The following is an 18,585-nucleotide window of genomic DNA, read 5'->3' on the forward strand; positions in this document are numbered from 1 at the left end:
CGCACGATTCGCATCGTGCGGGGCCTTTTCGCGCCGGCAGCAGCGCGTTGCGCTTACTTCACGCGCATGCCCGGCTTCGCGCCGCTGTGCGGCTCGAGGATGTAGAGGCCCGGTTCCGCCTTCTCGTCGGTGGCCGATGCGGCGAGCACCATCCCTTCGGACAGGCCGAACTTCATCTTGCGCGGCGCGAGGTTCGCCACCATGACCGTCAGCTTGCCGACGAGCTGCTCGGGCTGGTACGCGGACTTGATGCCCGAGAACACGTTGCGGGTCTTTTCCTCGCCGACGTCGAGCGTGAGCTGCAGCAGCTTGTCCGAGCCTTCGACGGCCTGGCACGCGACGATCTTCGCGATGCGCAGGTCGATCTTCGCGAAATCGTCGATCGAGATCGGCGCGTCGTCGGCGCCATTCGCGGCGGCCGGCTTCGCGTTCGCCTTCGCGTTGTTCTTCGCATCCTTCGCGGCGTTCGCGCTCGCGGCGGCCGCACCCGTTGCCCCGGCCTGCAGTGAATCGCGGTTCGCGGCCAGCAGCGCTTCGATCTGCTTCGCATCGACGCGCGTCATCAGATGCTGGTACGCCTTGATCGGCTGCGCCGACGACAGCGGCTTCGCGGCATCGGCCCACGCGAGCGGCGCGATCCCGAAGAACGCTTCGACCGCTTCGGCGACGCGCGGTATCACCGGCTTCAGCGCGAGCGACAGCAGGCGGAACGCCTCGAGGCTCACGCTGCAGGTTTCGTGCAGCGCGACCGCGTTGGCCGGATCCTTCGCGAGATCCCACGGCTTCGCGCCGTCGACGTACGCGTTCACTTCGTCCGCGAGCTCCATCGTGTGGCGCAGCGCGCGGCCGTATTCGCGTGCTTCGTAGCTCGCGGCGATCTGCGCAATCGCATCGCGCAGCTTCGCGACGAGCGGATGGTTCATCGCGCTGTCCTGCACGCGACCGTCGAAACGCTTGATCAGGAAGCCGGCCGCGCGGCTCGCGATGTTCACGTACTTGCCGACGAGATCGCTGTTCACGCGCGCCTGGAAGTCGTCGAGGTTCAGGTCGATGTCTTCCATCGTCGCGTTCAGCTTCGCGGCGAAGTAGTAGCGCAGCCACTCGGGGTTCAGGCCCGTGTCGATGTAGCTCTGCGCGGTGATGAACGTGCCGCGCGACTTCGACATCTTCGCGCCGTCGACCGTCAGGAAGCCGTGCGCGAACACGTTGGTCGGCGTGCGGTGGCCCGAGAACTCGAGCATCGCGGGCCAGAACAGCGTGTGGAAGTACAGGATGTCCTTGCCGATGAAGTGGTACTGCTCGGCCTTCGAGCCGGGGCGGATCCACGCATCGAAATCGACGCCGTTGCGCGCGCACAGGTTCTTGAAGCTCGCGTAGTAGCCGACCGGCGCGTCGAGCCACACGTAGAAATACTTGCCGGGCGCGCCCGGGATCTCGAAGCCGAAGTACGGCGCGTCACGCGAGATGTCCCAGTCGGCGAGCTTGGCTTCGCCGGCGTCGCCGAGCCATTCGCGCATCTTGTTGGTCGCCTCGGGCTGCGCGAGGCCGCTCACCCATTCGCGCAGGAACGATTCGCAGCGCGGGTCGGACAGGCGGAAGAAGTAGTGCTTCGAGGTCTTGCGCACCGGCGTCGCGCCCGACACGACCGAATACGGGTTCAGCAGCTCGGTCGGCAGGTAGGTGGAGCCGCACACTTCGCAGCTGTCGCCGTACTGGTCCTTCGCGTGGCACTTCGGGCACTCGCCCTTGATGAAGCGGTCCGGCAGGAACATTTCCTTGACCGGATCGTAGGCCTGCTCGATTTCGCGTTCGGCGATCAGGCCGGCTTCCCGCAGCGCGAGATAGATCTTCTCGCTCAGCACGCGGTTCTCGTCCGAATCGGTCGAGTAGAAGTTGTCGAACGACACGCCGAAGCTGTCGAAGTCGCGCTTGTGCTCGGCCCACACGCGGTCGATCAGCTGCTTCGGGGTCAGGCCTTCCGCCTCCGCGCGCAGCATGATCGGCGTGCCGTGCGTATCGTCGGCGCCGATGTAGTAGACCTCATGGCCATGCATTCGCAGCGTCCGCACCCAGATGTCGGTCTGGATGTACTCGACCAGGTGGCCGATGTGGATCTGCCCGTTTGCATAGGGCAGGGCGGACGTAACGAGGATCTGGCGGCCGCCTTGCGGCGCCGCAGCCTGCACGGAAGTGAGGTCGGATGCGGACATAGGGTCTGGAGAAGAACAGCGGGAAAAACGACGGGAAACTGCGATTCTAGCAGGGGCGCGGACCAGCGCGGCGAGCACGCGCCGCGACGGGGCGGCAGCGGGGACGAGGCCGCACGTGCGGCGTGCCCGGCCGTGTTGTGCTGCGCTGCAGCACGAATTCGGCGGGCAAAAAAAACCGGGGCGGATACGGCCCCGGAGCAACAACGACAAGAGGAGAATGGTGACGCGCCGGCAACACCAGCCGCGTACCGTAAATACTGACCACGGCCTGCGACAGAAGTTCGAAAATTTTTTCGATTTGTTACCGGCCCCGCCCAAAGCCTTGCCGGGCGGGGCTGTGTGGGCAGGGCGCCCGCACGTTTCCCCTCGTGGTCGTGCTTACTGATGCTGTTGCGGCGCGCGCAGGTAGATCTCGACGCGGCGGTTCTGGGCGCGACCGGCTTCGGTCGCGTTGTCCGCGATCGGGTTCGACGGGCCCATGCCTTGCGCCGACAGACGACCGCCGTTCACGCCGCGCTGCACGAGCGCGTTCACGACGCTTTGCGCACGGTTCTGCGACAGCGTCTGGTTCAACTGCGCCGAGCCCGTGCTGTCCGTGTAGCCGACGATCGACGCCGTCAGTTGCGGGTTCTGGTTCAGCGTCGTCGCGAGGTCGTTCAGCAGCGGCGTGAACGCCGGCGTGATCGCGTACTGGTTCGTCGCGAACGTGACCGAGCTCGGCACGTTCAGCTTCAGCGAGCCGTCCGGCTGCTCGGTGACCTGCGTGCCCGTCTGCGCCGCCGACGGCGCGAGCTTGTTCTTGATCGCTTGCCAGTTGTAACCCGTCACGCCGCCAACCAGTGCGCCGACGCCCGCGCCGATCGCCGCGCCCTTGCCGCCGCCGGCCAGTGCGCCGATCCCTGCGCCCAGCGCCGCGCCCGTGCCGGTGCCGACGGCCGTATTGTTGCCTTGCTGCGTGGCGCAGCCTGCGAGCAGTGCGCCGGCGAGTGCGAAGACGGACAGGCGAGTCGCGATTTTCATGTTCATCTTGGATTCCTCTCTTGGTTGAACGAGTCGACAACGACGACAAACAACAGTTATGGCTCCCTGCGCGGGCCGTCCGAAAAAGGAGGGCCGGCCTGCGCTCGCGGCAGCCGCCGAGGCGCTCGCATGCCCTGTCCGTCAGCGGGGCTGTTCGGGCGGGGCGACGCGTCAGCCTCTACAATATAGGCGGTGAATGGCCGATTTGGCCCTATAGCATGCCGCACGCGAAGAGTGCGCCGGGTCGCGCGTTCGCGCAATGGCGTGCAACAGATTCTTTCACTTTTCCCGATTTTCGCAGCGTAATTTGATATTTTTTGACGTTTGCGCGCGAGAAAAACGTTTTCACGGAGTCTTGATGAGCATTGACCGGGCACAAGTCGACGCCGCGCTGGCGGCAGTCGTCGACCCCAATACCGGCCGCCCGTATGCGGCGAACAAGGGCGTGCGCAACGTCGCGATCGACGGCGACGTCGTGGCGCTCGACGTGGTGCTCGGTTATCCCGCGCGCAGCCAGCACGACGACGTGCGCGCGCGCGTCGCCGCGGCGCTCCAGGGCGTGCCGGGCGTGCGCGACGCGCGCGTCGCCGTGTCGCAGGAAATCGTCGCGCATACGGTGCAGCGCGGCGTGAAGTTGTTGCCGAATGTGAAGAACATCGTCGCGGTCGCGTCGGGCAAGGGCGGCGTCGGCAAGAGCACGACGGCCGTGAACCTCGCGCTCGCGCTTGCCGCGGAAGGCGCGTCGGTCGGCATACTCGACGCCGACATCTACGGCCCGTCGCTGCCGACGATGCTCGGCATCCACGGCCAGCGCCCCGAGTCGCCCGACAATCAATCGATGAACCCGCTCGTCGGCCACGGCTTGCAGGCGAACTCGATCGGCTTCCTGATCGAGGAAGACAACCCGATGGTGTGGCGCGGCCCGATGGCGACGTCCGCGCTCGAGCAACTGCTGCGCCAGACCAACTGGCGCGAGCTCGACTACCTGATCGTCGACATGCCGCCGGGCACCGGCGACATCCAGCTCACGCTCGCGCAGCGCGTGCCCGTCACCGGCGCGGTGATCGTCACGACGCCGCAGGACATCGCGCTGCTCGACGCGAAGAAGGGACTGAAGATGTTCGAGAAGGTCGGGATTCCGATCCTCGGCATCGTCGAGAACATGAGCATCCACATCTGCTCGAACTGCGGCCACGAGGAGCACATCTTCGGCGCCGGCGGGGCCGAGCGGATGGCGAAGGATTACGACGTGAACGTGCTCGGCAGCCTGCCGCTCGACATCGCGATCCGCGAGCGCGCCGACAGCGGCACGCCGACGGTCGCGGCCGATCCCGAAGGCGCGCTCGCGCGTCGCTACCGCGACATCGCGCGCGGGGTCGCGCTGGCGATTGCCGAGCGATCGCGCGACATGACGTCGAAGTTCCCGTCGATCGTTGTTCAAAATACGTAAAACCCTTGCGGGGCGGGGCCTTACGCTGTTTACGGCGCCGCGAGGCGCGGTATCATGGCGACTTTTCCCGGGTCCCTTTACCCGCCCGGCGCGGCCGCCGTGTCAAACGGCCGCCAGCCGGCATGAGGATCGAATGAAACAACGACATCACGGCGTGCGCGCCGGCCGCGCGCGGCGCGCGCTGCTGGCCGCCGCCGCGCTGGGCCTGCTGGCCGGCTGTACCTCCTTTTCCTCGTCGCACGAAAAACGGGCCGACGCGCAACTGCAGCCGACGGTCGGCTCGCAGGCGCGCGGCGCGGTGACATTCGTCGAGCGCCCGGACGGCGTGCAGGTCACCTACAACCTGGTCGGCCTGCCGCCGAACAGCGATCACGCGCTGCAGGTGCACGAACGCGGCGACTGCAACGCCGGCGACGGCTCGAGCGCAGGCCCCGTGTTCGCGCCGGCCGCCGACCGGCTGCGCGCCGGGGCGCGCGTCGCCGGCGATCTCGGCAACATCCATGCGGACGCGAACGGCGTCGCGGCCGGCTTCATCGTCGCGCCCGATCTGGCCCTCGATGGCGTGCGCTCTGCGATGAACCGGGCGGCGCTGGTGCACCGCGACTCGAGCGACCCGGCGTTCGCGCAGCATGGCGCGGGGCCCGCGCTGGCGTGCGGCGTGATCCGTTGACGGCCGCCGCGTGCGTGGCCCGATGATCGCGTAAAATGTGCGCCTTTCCCGGCCGCCGCTTCGCGGGTAAGGCCCCCACCGACTGTCACGCAGCGTTTCCAGGCGCCCTGAATATGCAACGACCCCAACGCTCACTTCGTTCGTTGTCCCCCGACGGGACGGCCAGCCGCCCACGGCCGGCTTTGCAAAGCCGGCCGGCTGCGCAGGCGCAGAGCGGTGCTCTGCGAATTCCCTGCTACGCCCTTGGGACGGCCCGGCGGAGGCTGGCATGAGCATCAAGTCCGACAAATGGATTCGGCGCATGGCCGAAGAGCACAAGATGATCGAGCCGTTCGTGCCCGATCAGGTCCGCGCGTCCGAGGACGGCCGCCGGATCGTCAGCTACGGCACGTCGAGCTACGGCTACGACATCCGCTGCGCGGACGAATTCAAGATCTTCACGAACATCAACTCGACGATCGTCGATCCGAAGAACTTCGACGAGGGTTCGTTTGTCGATTTCAAGGGCGACGTGTGCATCATCCCGCCGAACTCGTTCGCGCTGGCCCGCACCGTCGAATATTTCCGCATCCCGCGCACCGTGCTCACCGTCTGCCTCGGCAAGTCGACCTACGCGCGCTGCGGGATCATCGTCAACGTGACGCCGTTCGAACCAGAATGGGAAGGCTACGTCACGCTGGAATTCTCGAACACCACGCCGTTGCCCGCGAAGATCTACGCGAACGAAGGCGTCGCGCAGGTGCTCTTCTTCGAAAGCGACGAGGTGTGCGACGTGTCGTACGCCGATCGCGGCGGCAAGTATCAGGGGCAGCGCGGTGTCACGCTGCCGAAAACCTGATCTGGTTGCATAACGTCTCACCAGTTTCCGGGTGACCGCTGCGCGTGACGCGCCGCGGTCGTTCTTTTTGGAGAATCGCCCATGAAGTTTCGTTTCCCCGTCGTCATCATCGACGAAGATTTCCGCTCCGAGAACATCTCGGGCTCCGGCATCCGGGCGTTGGCCGAAGCGATCGAGAAGGAGGGCGTCGAAGTCCTCGGCCTCACGAGCTACGGCGATCTGACGTCGTTCGCGCAGCAATCGAGCCGCGCGTCGTGCTTCATCCTGTCGATCGACGACGACGAACTCATGCTCGGCGAAACCGGCCCGGACGGCGAGCTGCCCGAGCTCGCGACCGCGATCATCGAGCTGCGCGCGTTCGTCACCGAAGTGCGCCGCCGCAACGCGGACATCCCGATCTTCCTGTACGGCGAGACGCGCACGTCGCGCCATCTGCCGAACGACATCCTGCGCGAACTGCACGGCTTCATCCACATGTTCGAGGACACGCCGGAGTTCGTCGCGCGCCACATCATCCGCGAGGCGAAGGTCTATCTCGATTCGCTCGCGCCGCCGTTCTTCAAGGAACTGGTCAAGTACGCGGACGAAGGCTCGTACTCGTGGCACTGCCCCGGTCACTCGGGCGGCGTCGCGTTCCTGAAGAACCCGCTCGGCCAGATGTTCCACCAGTTCTTCGGCGAGAACATGCTGCGCGCGGACGTCTGCAACGCGGTGGACGAGCTCGGCCAGCTGCTCGACCACACGGGCCCGGTCGCGGCGTCCGAGCGCAATGCGGCGCGCATCTTCAGCGCCGACCACCTGTTCTTCGTGACCAACGGCACGTCGACGTCGAACAAGATCGTCTGGCACGCGACGGTCGCACCCGGCGACATCGTGCTGGTCGACCGCAACTGCCACAAGTCGATCCTGCACGCGATCACGATGACGGGCGCGATCCCCGTGTTCCTCACGCCGACGCGCAACCATTTCGGCATCATCGGGCCGATCCCGCGCGACGAATTCAAGCCGGAGAACATCCGCAGGAAGATCGAGGCGAACCCGTTCGCGCGCGAGGCGATGCGCCAGAACCCGGACATGAAGCCGCGCATTCTGACGATCACGCAGAGCACGTACGACGGCGTCGTCTACAACGTCGAGATGATCAAGGACCTGCTCGGCGACCTGCTCGACACGCTGCACTTCGACGAAGCGTGGCTGCCGCACGCGACGTTCCACCCGTTCTACCGCGACATGCACGCAATCGGCGACGGTCGTCCGCGCACCGGCGCGCTCGTGTTCGCGACGCACTCGACGCACAAGCTGCTCGCGGGCATCTCGCAGGCGTCGCAGATCGTCGTGCAGGATTCGGAGAACCGCACGTTCGACAAGCACCGCTTCAACGAGGCGTACCTGATGCACACGTCGACGAGCCCGCAGTACGCGATCATCGCGTCGTGCGACGTCGCGGCCGCGATGATGGAGCCGCCGGGCGGCACCGCGCTCGTCGAGGAGTCGATCGCCGAGGCGATCGACTTCCGCCGCGCGATGCGCAAGGTCGACGCCGAATACGGCGACGACTGGTTCTTCAGCGTGTGGGGCCCGGACAACCTGTCCGAGGAAGGCATCGGTTCGCGCGAGGACTGGATGCTGAAGCCGAACGACCACTGGCACGGCTTCGGCCCGCTCGCGGAAGGCTTCAACATGCTCGACCCGATCAAGGCGACGATCATCACGCCGGGGCTCGACGTCGACGGCGAGTTCGGCGAGACCGGCATTCCGGCCGCGATCGTCACGAAGTACCTGGCCGAGCACGGGATCATCGTCGAGAAGACCGGCCTGTACTCGTTCTTCATCATGTTCACGATCGGCATCACGAAGGGCCGCTGGAACTCGATGGTGACCGAGCTGCAGCAGTTCAAGGACGACTACGACAACAACCAGCCGCTGTGGCGCGTGCTGCCGGAATTCGTCGCGCAGCATCCGCGCTACGAGCGCGTCGGCCTGCGCGACCTGTGCACGCAGATCCACGACGTGTACCGCGCGAACGACATCGCGCGCCTGACGACCGAGATGTACCTGTCGGACATGGAGCCGGCGATGAAGCCGTCGGACGCGTTCGCGAAGCTCGCGCACCGCAAGATCGACCGCGTGCCGCTCGACGAGCTCGAAGGCCGCGTGACGAGCATCCTGCTCACGCCGTACCCGCCGGGCATTCCGCTGCTGATCCCGGGCGAGCGCTTCAACAAGACGATCGTGAACTACCTGCGGTTCGCGCGCGACTTCAACGAGCGCTTCCCGGGCTTCCATACCGACATCCATGGCCTCGTCGCGGAAGAGGTGAACGGCCGCGTCGAGTACTTCGTCGACTGCGTGCGCGACTGATGGCGACGCATGGACGAATCCGGACGATGCGCGCGGCGCTGGCCGCGCTCGTCGTCTGGGCGGCAGGCGCGGCGGGGCTCGCCGGCGCGGGTGCCGCCCATGCGGAGGTCGCGGCGGCCGACCCGATCGACGTCGCGATGCGGCAATGCCTCGCGCGGCGCGACCGGTCGTCGCCGGCCGGGCAGATCCAGTGCATGGGCGAGGCGCAGCAGCAGTGGCAGGCAGTGATGGACGGCGCGTACCAGCGCTTGTTGAAGGATGCGCCGGCCGACGCGAAGCGCGGCTGGCAGGACAGCCAGCGCCGCTGGCTCACGTGGCGCAAGGACGAGGTGCTGCTGCTGAAGGCCGTGTACGACACGACGCGCGGCACCGCGTATGCGATGTCGAGCGCCGACCTGCAACTGCAGCCGGTGCGCGATCGCGCGCTGGCGCTGCGCGGGGCGGCCGATCGCTATGCGCCGCCGCCCGCTGCCGTGCCGGTGGCGGCGACGAGCGGTGCGCAGGGCGGCGCCAAGCCGGCGAACGCGCCCCGCGAGCCGGCGCTGCGCCGCGTGCGGCCGTGTGCGCAGGATGCCGCGTGCGAGCACGCGCTGTTCGACCTGAACCGCTATTACCAGAAGTTGCGCCGCAAGATGCCCGCGCATTCGGCCGCGACGCTCGTGCGCGCGCAGCGCGCGTGGGTGGCGTTCCGCGATGCGACGGCGCCGCTCGTCGGCGAGGACGGGCGCGTCGACCTGATCGGCGCGCGCATCGCGACGATGAAGCGGCTGTCGGAGACGGCCGGCAATCGGTAACGGCTGCCGCGCCGCTGCCGAGCCGGCGACACGACAAAACGGGCACCCGAGGGTGCCCGTTTTGCATGGCGCGGTGTATCGCCTACGCCGGCTGCGACATGCCCTGCAGCCCGAACCACGACGGCACGAGCGCGAGCGCATCGTCGAGCGACGCGAGCACGTGCAGGCTCAGCGCGACGATCTCCGGCGTCGGCGCCTTCAGGTCGGGCACGGTGACGACCGCCGCGCCGGCGCCGGCGGCCGACAGCGCGCCGAAGTCGCTGTCCTCGAACGCGATGCACGCGTGGGCTGGCACGCCGAGGCGTTCGGCCGCGAGCCGGTAGACGGCAGGGTCGGGCTTGCCGCGCGCGACTTCGTCGCCGCCCGCGACCGCGCGGAAGAACGGCAGCACGCCGACCGCGTCGAGCCGCGCGCGGATCACGTCGCCCGCGGACGACGACGCGACCGCGCACGGAATGCCGGCCTGCGCGAGCGTGTCGAGCAGCGCAAGCGCGCCCGGCTTCAGCGGAAACTTCGGATGGGGCTCCGGGGCGGCGAGCTGCTCGCGCACGCGGATGCGCACCGCGTCGAACGTAGCGGGGTCGCCGATCAGCCGCGCGAGGATCACCTGGCCTTCGGCGAACGAGCGGCCGACGATCTGCAGGTAATCGATCTCGGTCAGCACGACGCCGTGCGCGTTCGACACGTCGATCCACGTGTTCATGATAGTCCGCTCGGAATCGACGAGCAGGCCGTCCATGTCGAAGAGCGCGGCGGAGAAGGTCATCGGGAGCATCCGTGAAGCGGTGAAGCGGGGAAGGCGACGAGCGGCACGATGGCCGCCCGAATGAAAAACGGACGCCGCGGGCGTCCGTCCGGAACCGCGGGCCGTTACTGGCCCAGCGCGGCGCGGGCAGCCTTGACGGCCGCACGCACCTGGTCGGGCGCGGTGCCGCCCGGGTGGTTGCGGCTCGCGACCGACCCTTCGAGCGTCAGGTAGCCGAACACGTCGTCGCCGATCAGGTGCGCGACGTTCGGCAGTTCCTGCTTCATTTCGTCGAGCGTCAGGTCGGCGAGGTCGATGCCTCGGTCGTCGCAGATCTTCACCGCGTGCGCGACGGCTTCGTGCGCGTCGCGGAACGGCAGGCCGCGCTTGACCAGGTAGTCGGCGAGGTCGGTGGCGGTCGAGAAGCCCTGCAGCGCGGCCGCGCGCATCGCATCCGGCTTCACGGTGATGCCGGCGACCATCTCGGCGAAGATCCGCAGCGTGTCGGCGACGGTGTCGACCGTGTCGAACAGCGGTTCCTTGTCTTCCTGGTTGTCCTTGTTGTACGCGAGCGGCTGGCCCTTCATCAGCGTGAGGAGCGCCATCAGGTGGCCGTTCACGCGGCCGGTCTTGCCGCGCGCGAGCTCGGGCACGTCGGGGTTCTTCTTCTGCGGCATGATCGAGCTGCCGGTGCAGAAGCGGTCCGCGATGTCGATGAAGCCGACGCGCGGGCTCATCCACAGCACGAGCTCTTCGGAGAAACGCGACACGTGCGTCATCACGAGCGCCGACGCCGCCGTGAATTCGATCGCGAAGTCGCGATCGGACACCGCGTCGAGCGAGTTCGCGCAGATGCCGTCGAAGCCGAGCGTCTTCGCGACCGCGTGGCGATCGATCGGATAGCTGGTGCCGGCGAGCGCGGCCGCGCCGAGCGGCAGGCGGTTCACGCGGGTGCGGCAGTCGCGCATGCGTTCCGCGTCGCGCGTGAACATCTCGACGTACGCGAGCAGGTGGTGGCCGAACGTGACCGGCTGCGCGACCTGCAGGTGCGTGAAGCCCGGCATGATCGTGTCGGCGTTCTGTTCCGCGAGGTCGATCAGCGCGCCGCGCAGGTCGTTCAGCAGGCCGCCGATGCGGTCGATCTCGCCGCGCAGCCACAGGCGGATGTCGGTCGCGACCTGGTCGTTGCGCGAGCGGCCCGTATGCAGGCGCTTGCCGGCATCGCCGATCAGCGCGGTCAGGCGCGCCTCGATGTTCAGGTGGACGTCTTCCAGGTCGAGCTGCCATTCGAATTCGCCACGCTCGATCTCGCCCTTGATCTGCGCCATCCCGCGCTCGATCGCGGCCAGGTCGTCGGCGCTGATGATCTTCTGCGCGGCGAGCATGTTCGCGTGCGCGAGCGAGCCGGCGATGTCGACGAGCGCGAGGCGCTTGTCGAAAAACACCGACGACGTGTAGCGCTTGACCAGCTCCGACATCGGTTCCGAGAAGCGGGCCGACCAGGCCTCGCCCTTTTTGTGCAGTTGGGACGTCATGGCGATTCTTCGAAGGGGAGTTGGGCGGCCGTGCGCCGCCGAGGGAATCCCGCGATTCTAACATTCGCGAAGCGGGCGGCCGGCGCGCGCTAGCGCGGGCTGCAGGTCAGCGGGCCGATGCGCGGCAGCGTGCCGTCGTCCGGCCGCCGGTACGCGAATTCGACGGTGCAGTCGCGGCCGCCGCCGGAGATCTCCAGGTGGTTGTTCGCGACGAGGCCGTCGACGAAGGTCAGGCCGTCGTAGCCGACGATCGTGCGCTGGCCGCTTTCGACGTGGCGGACCTCGAGCCCCGGCGGAAGCGGCGTGCCGTCCGACGCGCGCAGCGCGATCGACGCGGCGCTGTAGCGCGTGATGGCGAAGTGCGCGAGCACGCCGGAGCGGGCCTGCGGCACGACGTCGAGCGTCGTGTCGGCGATCCGCGCGTCGGCCGGCAGCGCGCTGCCGTCGATCGCGATGCGATTGTTCTGGTACGCATTCAGGTCGGGCACCAGCAGGTAGCCGGCGTGGTCCGTCGCGCCGATCAGCCGGTTCTGGTGTAGCACGGGCACGCGCCCCGTGTCGGTCGAGACGAGCGCGAAGCCGTCGTCGACGCGGCGCGCCGTCATCACCCGGCCATCCATCAGCACGAACGCGCCGGTGACGTCGACCGCCGCGTTGGCGCGCCCGTCGAACGATTGCGCGAGCAGCGTGAGCTGGCCGGCGCGGCCGAGATACTGCAGCTGGCCCTGCCCGTAGCGCGTGCCCGCTTGGGTGCCGGCCTGCACGTTCCAGCCGAAGCCGCCGCCGTAGTCGGGCGGCCGCGATGCATTGAGCGTGTAGGTCGATTCGCCGTTCTGCCGCCCGGCGTTCGCGGAGACAGACGTGTTGCCGCCCAGCCCGATGCTCAGGCTCACGAAGAAGCCGCGCGCATCGCGTTGCCGGAAGTCCTGGAAGCCGCTGAACGTGATCGAGGTCAGCCCGCCCAGATTGACGAGGTAAGCGATCGAGCCGATCCGCGACGCGGCGACGCCCGGATACTCGAGGGCCAGATAGCTGAACGACAGCGTTTGCGCGCGCAGGAACGGGAACGACACCGTCACGCGATCGGTGGCGCGCGAGACCGGCACGCCTTCGCGGCTGCCCAGGTCGACGTAGTCGCCGAATGCGCGCAGGGTCTGCGCGTCGATCGAGAAGCGCGGCGTCACGTACTGGTAGCCGACGCCCGCCTGCACGCCGGTGCTGCCCGGCGCGCTGAGCGCCAGCGACGCGTTCGCCACGCCGCGCTCGCCGAGGCGTGCGAGCACGCCGGCGCCGGCGTTGTAGACGCCGGCCGTCGCTTCCCCGTGCGCTTCGACGGTCAGCCGCTCGCTGATCCCGTAGCGCAGCGAGCCGCTCGCCGCCGGCGTGCGCGCGTAGTCGAACGAATCGGTGCCGTACGCGCGGCGCAGGAAACCGGCTTCGACCGAATAGCTGGCGAGGCCGGGGGCCAGCAGGCGCGTATCGACGTACAGCGGAATCGACGTCGCGATCGAGCGGCCGAGCGCGTCGCGCGTGACGACCGTCGCGTTGCCCGCGCCGGTGATGCCCGGCACGCTGTTGATCACGAATGGCCCGCTCGGCACGTCGCCGCTGAACTGGCGCACGTTGTTGACGTACAGGTCGACCGACGTCGGCACGACCGCGCTGCCGGACAGCGCGGGCACCGGAAACGTGACGAGGTCGGGGCGCAGGCCGAAATTGCTGCGCCACTGCACGCCGCCCAGGCGCAGCGAGCGCGTCCAGGACAGCGACGACGAAATCGTGTCGCCGACCTGGGTCGTCGTGAGCGTGCGGGGATTCGAGCGGGTCCAGGACGTGTCGTAGCGCACGTAGCGCCGGCGGTCGTCGTACAGGTACGCGATGCCGGTGCTGCTGAGTACGCCGGCCGGATCGAAATAGCGCGCCTCGCTCCAGACCGCGAGCGGCGCGCGTGCGACGGTTTGCGCGTAGGCATCGTAGTTCAGCACGAAGCCGCGGCCGGACGTCGCCGGCGGCGCGGCGGCGAGCGCGCGCGTATCGAACGTGTGCGGAATGCGCAGTGCATCGGGCACGCGCAGGTCGAGCGTCTGCCGCCCGGCGTCGTAATCGTAGTGCAGCCCCGCGAGCGTATCGAGCGCGACGAGCGTGTTCGACGGTGCGTTCGCGGGGCCGCCGGTCGCGATGCCCAGATCGTTCAGGTCGGCGGAGCCCGCGTACAGCCGCCCGTCGATCTGCCGGAACCGGGCGATCCGGTGCGTCGGTTCGCCGTTGAGCGACACGTCGAGATACAGCCCGTCGGCTTGCGCCGCGGCTTCGGACACGGCGGCGGCCGGCATCGGCGCCGGCTGCGCGCATACGGCGGGCGCGCGCAGCGCGAGTATCAGCGCCAGCGCGAGCAGCGCGGCGGTGGGTCGGGCCGGCCCGGCGTGTCGCACGGGGCAGTCGGCCCGGAGGATCTTGCTCGGCGTCGGCACGGGCAACGTCGTGCGATCCTGCCCGGGTGGCTCAGGGCACCGGCAGCCGGGCTTCGACCGGCTGCGCGTTGACGGTCGCCTGGATCTAGACGAAGGGCGCGCCGGCGTCGAGCTTGAGCGGCCAGCGTCGCGTGCTGCCCGCGAGCGCATAGCCGAGTAGCCCGCGCGTGATCTCGTGGACGCCGCCTCGCGCATCGACCAGCCGGACCGCGGAAATCTGCGCCCGCCGTCCGCCGCGATTGTCGACCGCGAGCCGCATGCCGGTCCCGTCGGATTCGATGCGCCAGTCGAGGCGCGGGGACGCTTGCGCGGCGTCGGGCTCGACGAATACGGGCACGGAATAGCGCAGCCGGATCGTCACGCCGTTGTCGACCGGCGCGCCCGGCGCGGGCAGTTCGTCGATCAGCACGCGATAGCTCTCTTCTGCGGCCGGCGTGCCGCGGCTCGTGCGCACGAGCCGGATCAACTGCTCGGCGTTCGCGTCGATCTGCAGCAGCGGCGGCGACGCGGCGAGCGCGTCGCTCGGCGTCATCACGTCGGTGCCGTTTTCCTGCGTCCAGCGATAGGTGCGGACCTGGCCGTAGATCGGCCGCCCGCCCGGGTTGCTGAGCGTCATGCTCGCGGCTGCCGCCGAAGGCGGCAGCTCGATCGTCACGGGCGTGATCTGCAGCGTGGCGGCATGCGAAACCGCCGCCGCCCACCCGACGCACAGCGCGGCAAAGGCGCGCGGGAACAATCGCACGGCCCGTCAGAAATAGACGGTGGCGGTGACCGAGGCCTGGTAGGTGTCGGGCTTCGGCGTCGCTTGCGCGGGTACCTGGCCGTACACGTTCAGCACCTGCGCGGAACCGGTGCCGGTGCCGCCGACCGTGTCGGTGCCTTGCGTGTTGCCCCAGATCGTCGAGTGGCCGGAGTCCTGGTAGAGCTGGTAGCCGACCGTCGTGCCGGTATTGCCCGTCGTGGTGCCGCCCATCAGCCGGCTGGCGACGGTCGAGCCGGTTACCGCGCCGGCGTCGAGTCCGATGTTGTAGGGTGTCGAGTTCGTGCAGGTGACGGAGACCGTCGTCTGCTGGTTGACCGTCGACGCGAGCACGCCGGTGGTGCCGAATGCAAGCGGGTTCGCGGCGATCGTGCAGTTCGCCTGGATCGTGAGCGTGACGTTGAATTGCGCGGTGGCCGTGCCGTTCGAATAGACTGCGGCAACGGTGACGGGCTGCAGCACCGGCGCGAATGCGAACGTGGCTGCGAGCATGGCTGAAAAAACACGACGTCGGGAATCTATCATTATGATTGTCTCCTGCCGTTCAAGGGGTCGCCCGGCCGCGGAGTGCCTGCCGCGTGGTCTGTTGCCGGTCGCCGTTACCGCTCTGTCGTTGGTGGAAGACTACTCCACGGCTTTGGTCGCGCGCAATGGAGAAAACGCCGACCTGGCATGCATTGCCCGGGGGGCGGACGGATTCCATCGGCCTATTTGACACGGATCAAGTAACAGTGCGAACGATCGATGCGCGGATGGATACGATGAGGGCGCGGCCGGATCCGCGAACCCGATCGTCCGGACGTTTTTTTCGGGGGAGATGCATGGAGGCTGACGGCTTCGATCTGGCGCGCCGCTGGATGCGCGCGCTCGCGTCCCTGCTGCTGGCGGCGCTGCTCGGCATGCCCTGGATGCCGGCGCGTGCGGATACGTGCACGGTGACGCCGCCGGTGCCGAGCTTCGGCTCGGTCAGTCCGATCACGCAACAGGCCTACACGACGACCGCCACGATGACCGTGAACTGCACGTGGGACGCGCTGAGCCTGAACACCGGCGTGCTCGTGTGCGTGAACCTCGGCGGCACCAGCCCGCGCTACCTGAGCAACGGGGCGAACCAGATGCAGTACGACCTGTATCAGGACGCCGGCTATTCGCAGGCCTGGGGCGCCGTGAGCAGCGGCACGACGCCGATATCGCTGACGTTGACGAAACCGGCGCTCGGCACGTCCGCGAGTGCGAACGTGACCATCTATGGCCGCATCGCGCCGAACCAGCCAACCGTGCCGACCGTGAACAACGGCAGCACCGTCTATACACAGAGTTTCAGCGGCAACCAGGCCGCATACAGCTACAGTTTTTCGCTGCTTGGCGTGCTGCCGACACCGTGTGTGTCGCAGTCGACGGCCGGCACGATGACGGTTACCACGACCGCCACCGTCATCAACAACTGCATCATCAGCGCGACCGGCGTCGCGTTTCCGCCCGCAGGCGTGCTGGCGTCCGCGCTGACCGCCAGCGGCTCGATCAGCGCGCGCTGCACGAACGGCGACGCATTCCGGATCGCGTTGAACGGCGGCGGCAGCGGCAACGTCGCCGCACGCACGATGCAGCGCGCGGGCGGCGGGTCGGTCAGCTACCAGCTCTATCAGGACAGCGGCTTCACGCAACCATGGGGCGACGGCACCGCCGGCACGTCGATGGCGACCGGCACCGGCAGCGGGTTCGCGCAGGCGATCACCGTGTACGGCCGCGTGCCCGCGCAAGCGACGCCGGCGCCCGGCAACTACAGCGACACGATTACCGCGACGATCAGCTTCTGAGCCGCGCTCAGTCGCGCACCAGCACGACGAGCTTCAGGTCCTCGCGGTGCGCGGGTTTCAGCGTGATCTGCTGGTACACGAGGCGGCCGTCGGCCGGATGGTCGAATTCGCGCCGCCCGCCTTCGCGCTCGAACACGTCCTGCGACGCCCAGTACTGCGCGAACGCGTCGCTGCCGGCCGTCAGCGCGTCGATCAGCGCGCGCGTCGGCGCGTCGGTCAGGTGGCGGATCGCGTCGGCGCGGAATTCGGCCGCGAGCCGCCGCGCGCGGGTTTCCCAGTCGACGATCAGCGTGCGTGCAGCCGGCGACATGAACGTGAAGCGCAGCAGGTTGCGGTCGTGCTCGCCATCGAGCCAGCCGGAAAAGAGCGCGGCGGCCGGCGGGTTCCACGCGAGCGCGTTCCATTGGCGGTCGAGCACGTAGGCGGGCGTCGCGATCGCGGCGACGGTCGCGGCGAGCGTCGGCGGCAGGTCGCCGCCCGCGACGTCGGGCTCGGCCGGGTCGCGCTGCGCGGCCAGCTCGAACAGGTAGGCGCGTTCGGCCTTCGACAACTGCAGCGCGACGGCGATCCGGGCGAGCGCGTCGGCGGAGGCCGACACGGGCCGGCCCTGTTCGATCCACGTGTACCAGGTCGGGCTTACGCCGCACAGTTGCGCGACTTCCTCGCGCCGCAGCCCCGGCGTGCGGCGGCGCGGGCCGGGCGGCAGGCCGACGGCCTGTGGCGACAGCCGCTCGCGATGGGCGCGGATGAATTCGCCGAGCGCGCGGGCGGGCGTGGCGTCGAGCGGCGGGACGAGGGCGGAGGACGGCTGGTTCATGCGGAAACGGCGAAGTGGAAGCGAAGACGCGGCAACGATCGAACGATCAGACAGGTGGATCGAATACCAGAATAACTGCTTAACTTGTACTGGTACAAATGCAGGCCTATTGTAGCGGCTCGCGCGCTGGCAGGGCAGCGGGCGTCCCCCACAATACGTTGCACGGGGCCGGATCGCGCGCGCAAGCGTGGGGTTCGGCCGACGGCATCAAGGAAAGGAGCGAACGATGAAACACCACGAGCAGGTCGCCGACGCGTTCGGCACGACGGCCGCCGCCTATCTGACGAGCACGGTTCATGCGACGGGCGCCGACCTGCGGGCGCTCGCCGACGCGGTGCGCGCGACGCCCGACGCCGCGGTGCTCGACCTCGGTTGCGGTGCCGGCCACGCGAGCTTCGCGGTCGCGCCGCACGTGCGCGAGGTGGTCGCGTACGATCTCGCCGCGCCGATGCTTGCGACCGTCGATGCGGCCGCGCGCGAGCGCGGGCTCGCGAACATCCGCACGCAGCAGGGCCCGGCCGAGCGGCTGCCGTTCGACACCGCGACGTTCGACTGGGTCGTGAGCCGGATGAGCGCGCACCACTGGCACGACCTGCGCGCGGCGCTCGCCGAAGTGCGCCGCGTGCTGAAGCCGGGCGGCCGCGTGCTGATGATCGACATCGCGGGCAACGACCATCCGCTCCTCGATACGTACCTGCAGGCCGCGGAAGTGCTGCGCGACGCGTCGCACGTGCGCGACTACCGCGCGGACGAATGGCTCGCGATGTTCCGCGCCGCCGGTTTCGACGCGCGGGTGCACAGCCGCTGGCGTCTGCCGATCGATTTCGACACGTGGGTCGCGCGCATCCGCACGCCGGCCGACAGCGTCGCCGGCATTCGCGCGCTGTGGGCGCATGCGCCGGACGAGGTGCGCGGCTACTACGCGGTGCAGGCCGACGGGTCGTTCGAGCACGACGCGTTGCTGATCGACGCGCACTGAGCGGGCGGCGCGCGCCGCGCCGTTTCGCGATCGCATGAAAAAAGCCGCGATACGCACGAACGCGTATCGCGGCTTTCGTTATCCCGGCCGGCGCGAAACCGCGCCCGCGCCGCCCGCG

At 68.6% G+C, this 18,585-nt stretch carries 15 protein-coding genes; 7 read left to right on the forward strand and 8 right to left on the reverse strand.

Annotated elements, in window-relative coordinates; all coding sequences use genetic code 11:
• Positions 1-53 precede the first annotated feature (53 nt).
• Together metG and C5F75_RS05660 are read right to left on the reverse strand one after the other, a co-directional pair.
• Positions 54-2,210, reverse strand: a complete 2,157-nt coding sequence (gene metG / locus C5F75_RS05645) for a methionine--tRNA ligase (RefSeq protein WP_059576690.1) — start codon at positions 2,208-2,210, stop codon at positions 54-56.
• A gap of 378 nt (positions 2,211-2,588) precedes the next feature.
• Entirely contained in the window at positions 2,589-3,236 is a 648-nt protein-coding gene (locus C5F75_RS05660) for an OmpA family protein (protein WP_059576687.1), read from the reverse strand.
• A 352-nt stretch (positions 3,237-3,588) separates the two neighbouring features.
• Between C5F75_RS05660 and apbC the strand changes: the two genes are divergently transcribed.
• The 5 genes from apbC (at position 3,589) to C5F75_RS05685 (ending at position 9,343) form a co-directional block, all read left to right on the forward strand.
• Positions 3,589-4,680, forward strand: coding sequence for an iron-sulfur cluster carrier protein ApbC (apbC, locus tag C5F75_RS05665; protein ID WP_059646323.1), 1,092 nt, complete (start codon positions 3,589-3,591; stop codon positions 4,678-4,680).
• Between the two features lie 133 nt (positions 4,681-4,813).
• Positions 4,814-5,350: a superoxide dismutase [Cu-Zn] gene (gene sodC, locus C5F75_RS05670; protein ID WP_059576681.1), complete on the forward strand. Its 537-nt coding sequence runs from the start codon at positions 4,814-4,816 to the stop codon at positions 5,348-5,350.
• Positions 5,351-5,618: 268 nt separating this feature from the next.
• Positions 5,619-6,188, forward strand: coding sequence for a dCTP deaminase (gene dcd, locus C5F75_RS05675; RefSeq protein WP_006398615.1), 570 nt, complete (start codon positions 5,619-5,621; stop codon positions 6,186-6,188).
• An 81-nt stretch (positions 6,189-6,269) separates the two neighbouring features.
• Entirely contained in the window at positions 6,270-8,549 is a 2,280-nt protein-coding gene (locus C5F75_RS05680; protein WP_059576678.1) for an arginine/lysine/ornithine decarboxylase, read from the forward strand.
• Complete coding sequence (locus C5F75_RS05685; protein ID WP_104011960.1) at positions 8,549-9,343, forward strand: lysozyme inhibitor LprI family protein; 795 nt, start codon at positions 8,549-8,551, stop codon at positions 9,341-9,343. Before C5F75_RS05680 ends, C5F75_RS05685 begins: the two co-directional genes overlap by 1 nt.
• A gap of 82 nt (positions 9,344-9,425) precedes the next feature.
• On the opposite strand, the gene C5F75_RS05690 is transcribed toward C5F75_RS05685, so the two are convergent.
• The 5 genes from C5F75_RS05690 to C5F75_RS05710 form a co-directional block, all read right to left on the reverse strand.
• The gene (locus tag C5F75_RS05690; RefSeq protein ID WP_104011992.1) at positions 9,426-10,109 is read right to left on the reverse strand and encodes an HAD family hydrolase; all 684 of its coding nucleotides are present in this window, start codon (positions 10,107-10,109) and stop codon (positions 9,426-9,428) included.
• Positions 10,110-10,213: 104 nt separating this feature from the next.
• The gene (gene argH / locus C5F75_RS05695) at positions 10,214-11,623 is read right to left on the reverse strand and encodes an argininosuccinate lyase (protein ID WP_060966789.1); all 1,410 of its coding nucleotides are present in this window, start codon (positions 11,621-11,623) and stop codon (positions 10,214-10,216) included.
• A gap of 89 nt (positions 11,624-11,712) precedes the next feature.
• Entirely contained in the window at positions 11,713-14,055 is a 2,343-nt protein-coding gene (locus tag C5F75_RS05700; protein ID WP_104011993.1) for a fimbria/pilus outer membrane usher protein, read from the reverse strand.
• Positions 14,056-14,179: 124 nt separating this feature from the next.
• Entirely contained in the window at positions 14,180-14,836 is a 657-nt protein-coding gene (locus C5F75_RS05705; protein ID WP_104011961.1) for a fimbrial biogenesis chaperone, read from the reverse strand.
• A gap of 6 nt (positions 14,837-14,842) precedes the next feature.
• Positions 14,843-15,379 (reverse strand): Csu type fimbrial protein, encoded by a 537-nt coding sequence (locus C5F75_RS05710; protein ID WP_059576666.1) that lies wholly within the window; start codon positions 15,377-15,379, stop codon positions 14,843-14,845.
• 296 nt (positions 15,380-15,675) lie between these two features.
• On the opposite strand from C5F75_RS05710, the gene C5F75_RS05715 reads away from it, so the two are divergent.
• Positions 15,676-16,671, forward strand: coding sequence for a Csu type fimbrial protein (locus C5F75_RS05715; protein ID WP_059576663.1), 996 nt, complete (start codon positions 15,676-15,678; stop codon positions 16,669-16,671).
• 7 nt (positions 16,672-16,678) lie between these two features.
• On the opposite strand, the gene C5F75_RS05720 is transcribed toward C5F75_RS05715, so the two are convergent.
• Positions 16,679-17,488, reverse strand: a complete 810-nt coding sequence (locus C5F75_RS05720; protein ID WP_059576659.1) for a helix-turn-helix transcriptional regulator — start codon at positions 17,486-17,488, stop codon at positions 16,679-16,681.
• Between the two features lie 226 nt (positions 17,489-17,714).
• Between C5F75_RS05720 and C5F75_RS05725 the strand changes: the two genes are divergently transcribed.
• Positions 17,715-18,467 (forward strand): class I SAM-dependent methyltransferase, encoded by a 753-nt coding sequence (locus C5F75_RS05725; protein ID WP_099316711.1) that lies wholly within the window; start codon positions 17,715-17,717, stop codon positions 18,465-18,467.
• Positions 18,468-18,585 lie beyond the last annotated feature (118 nt).

The sequence above is a fragment of the Burkholderia anthinoferrum genome (assembly GCF_002925705.1).
GTDB classification, from domain to species: Bacteria; Pseudomonadota; Gammaproteobacteria; order Burkholderiales; family Burkholderiaceae; genus Burkholderia; species Burkholderia semiarida.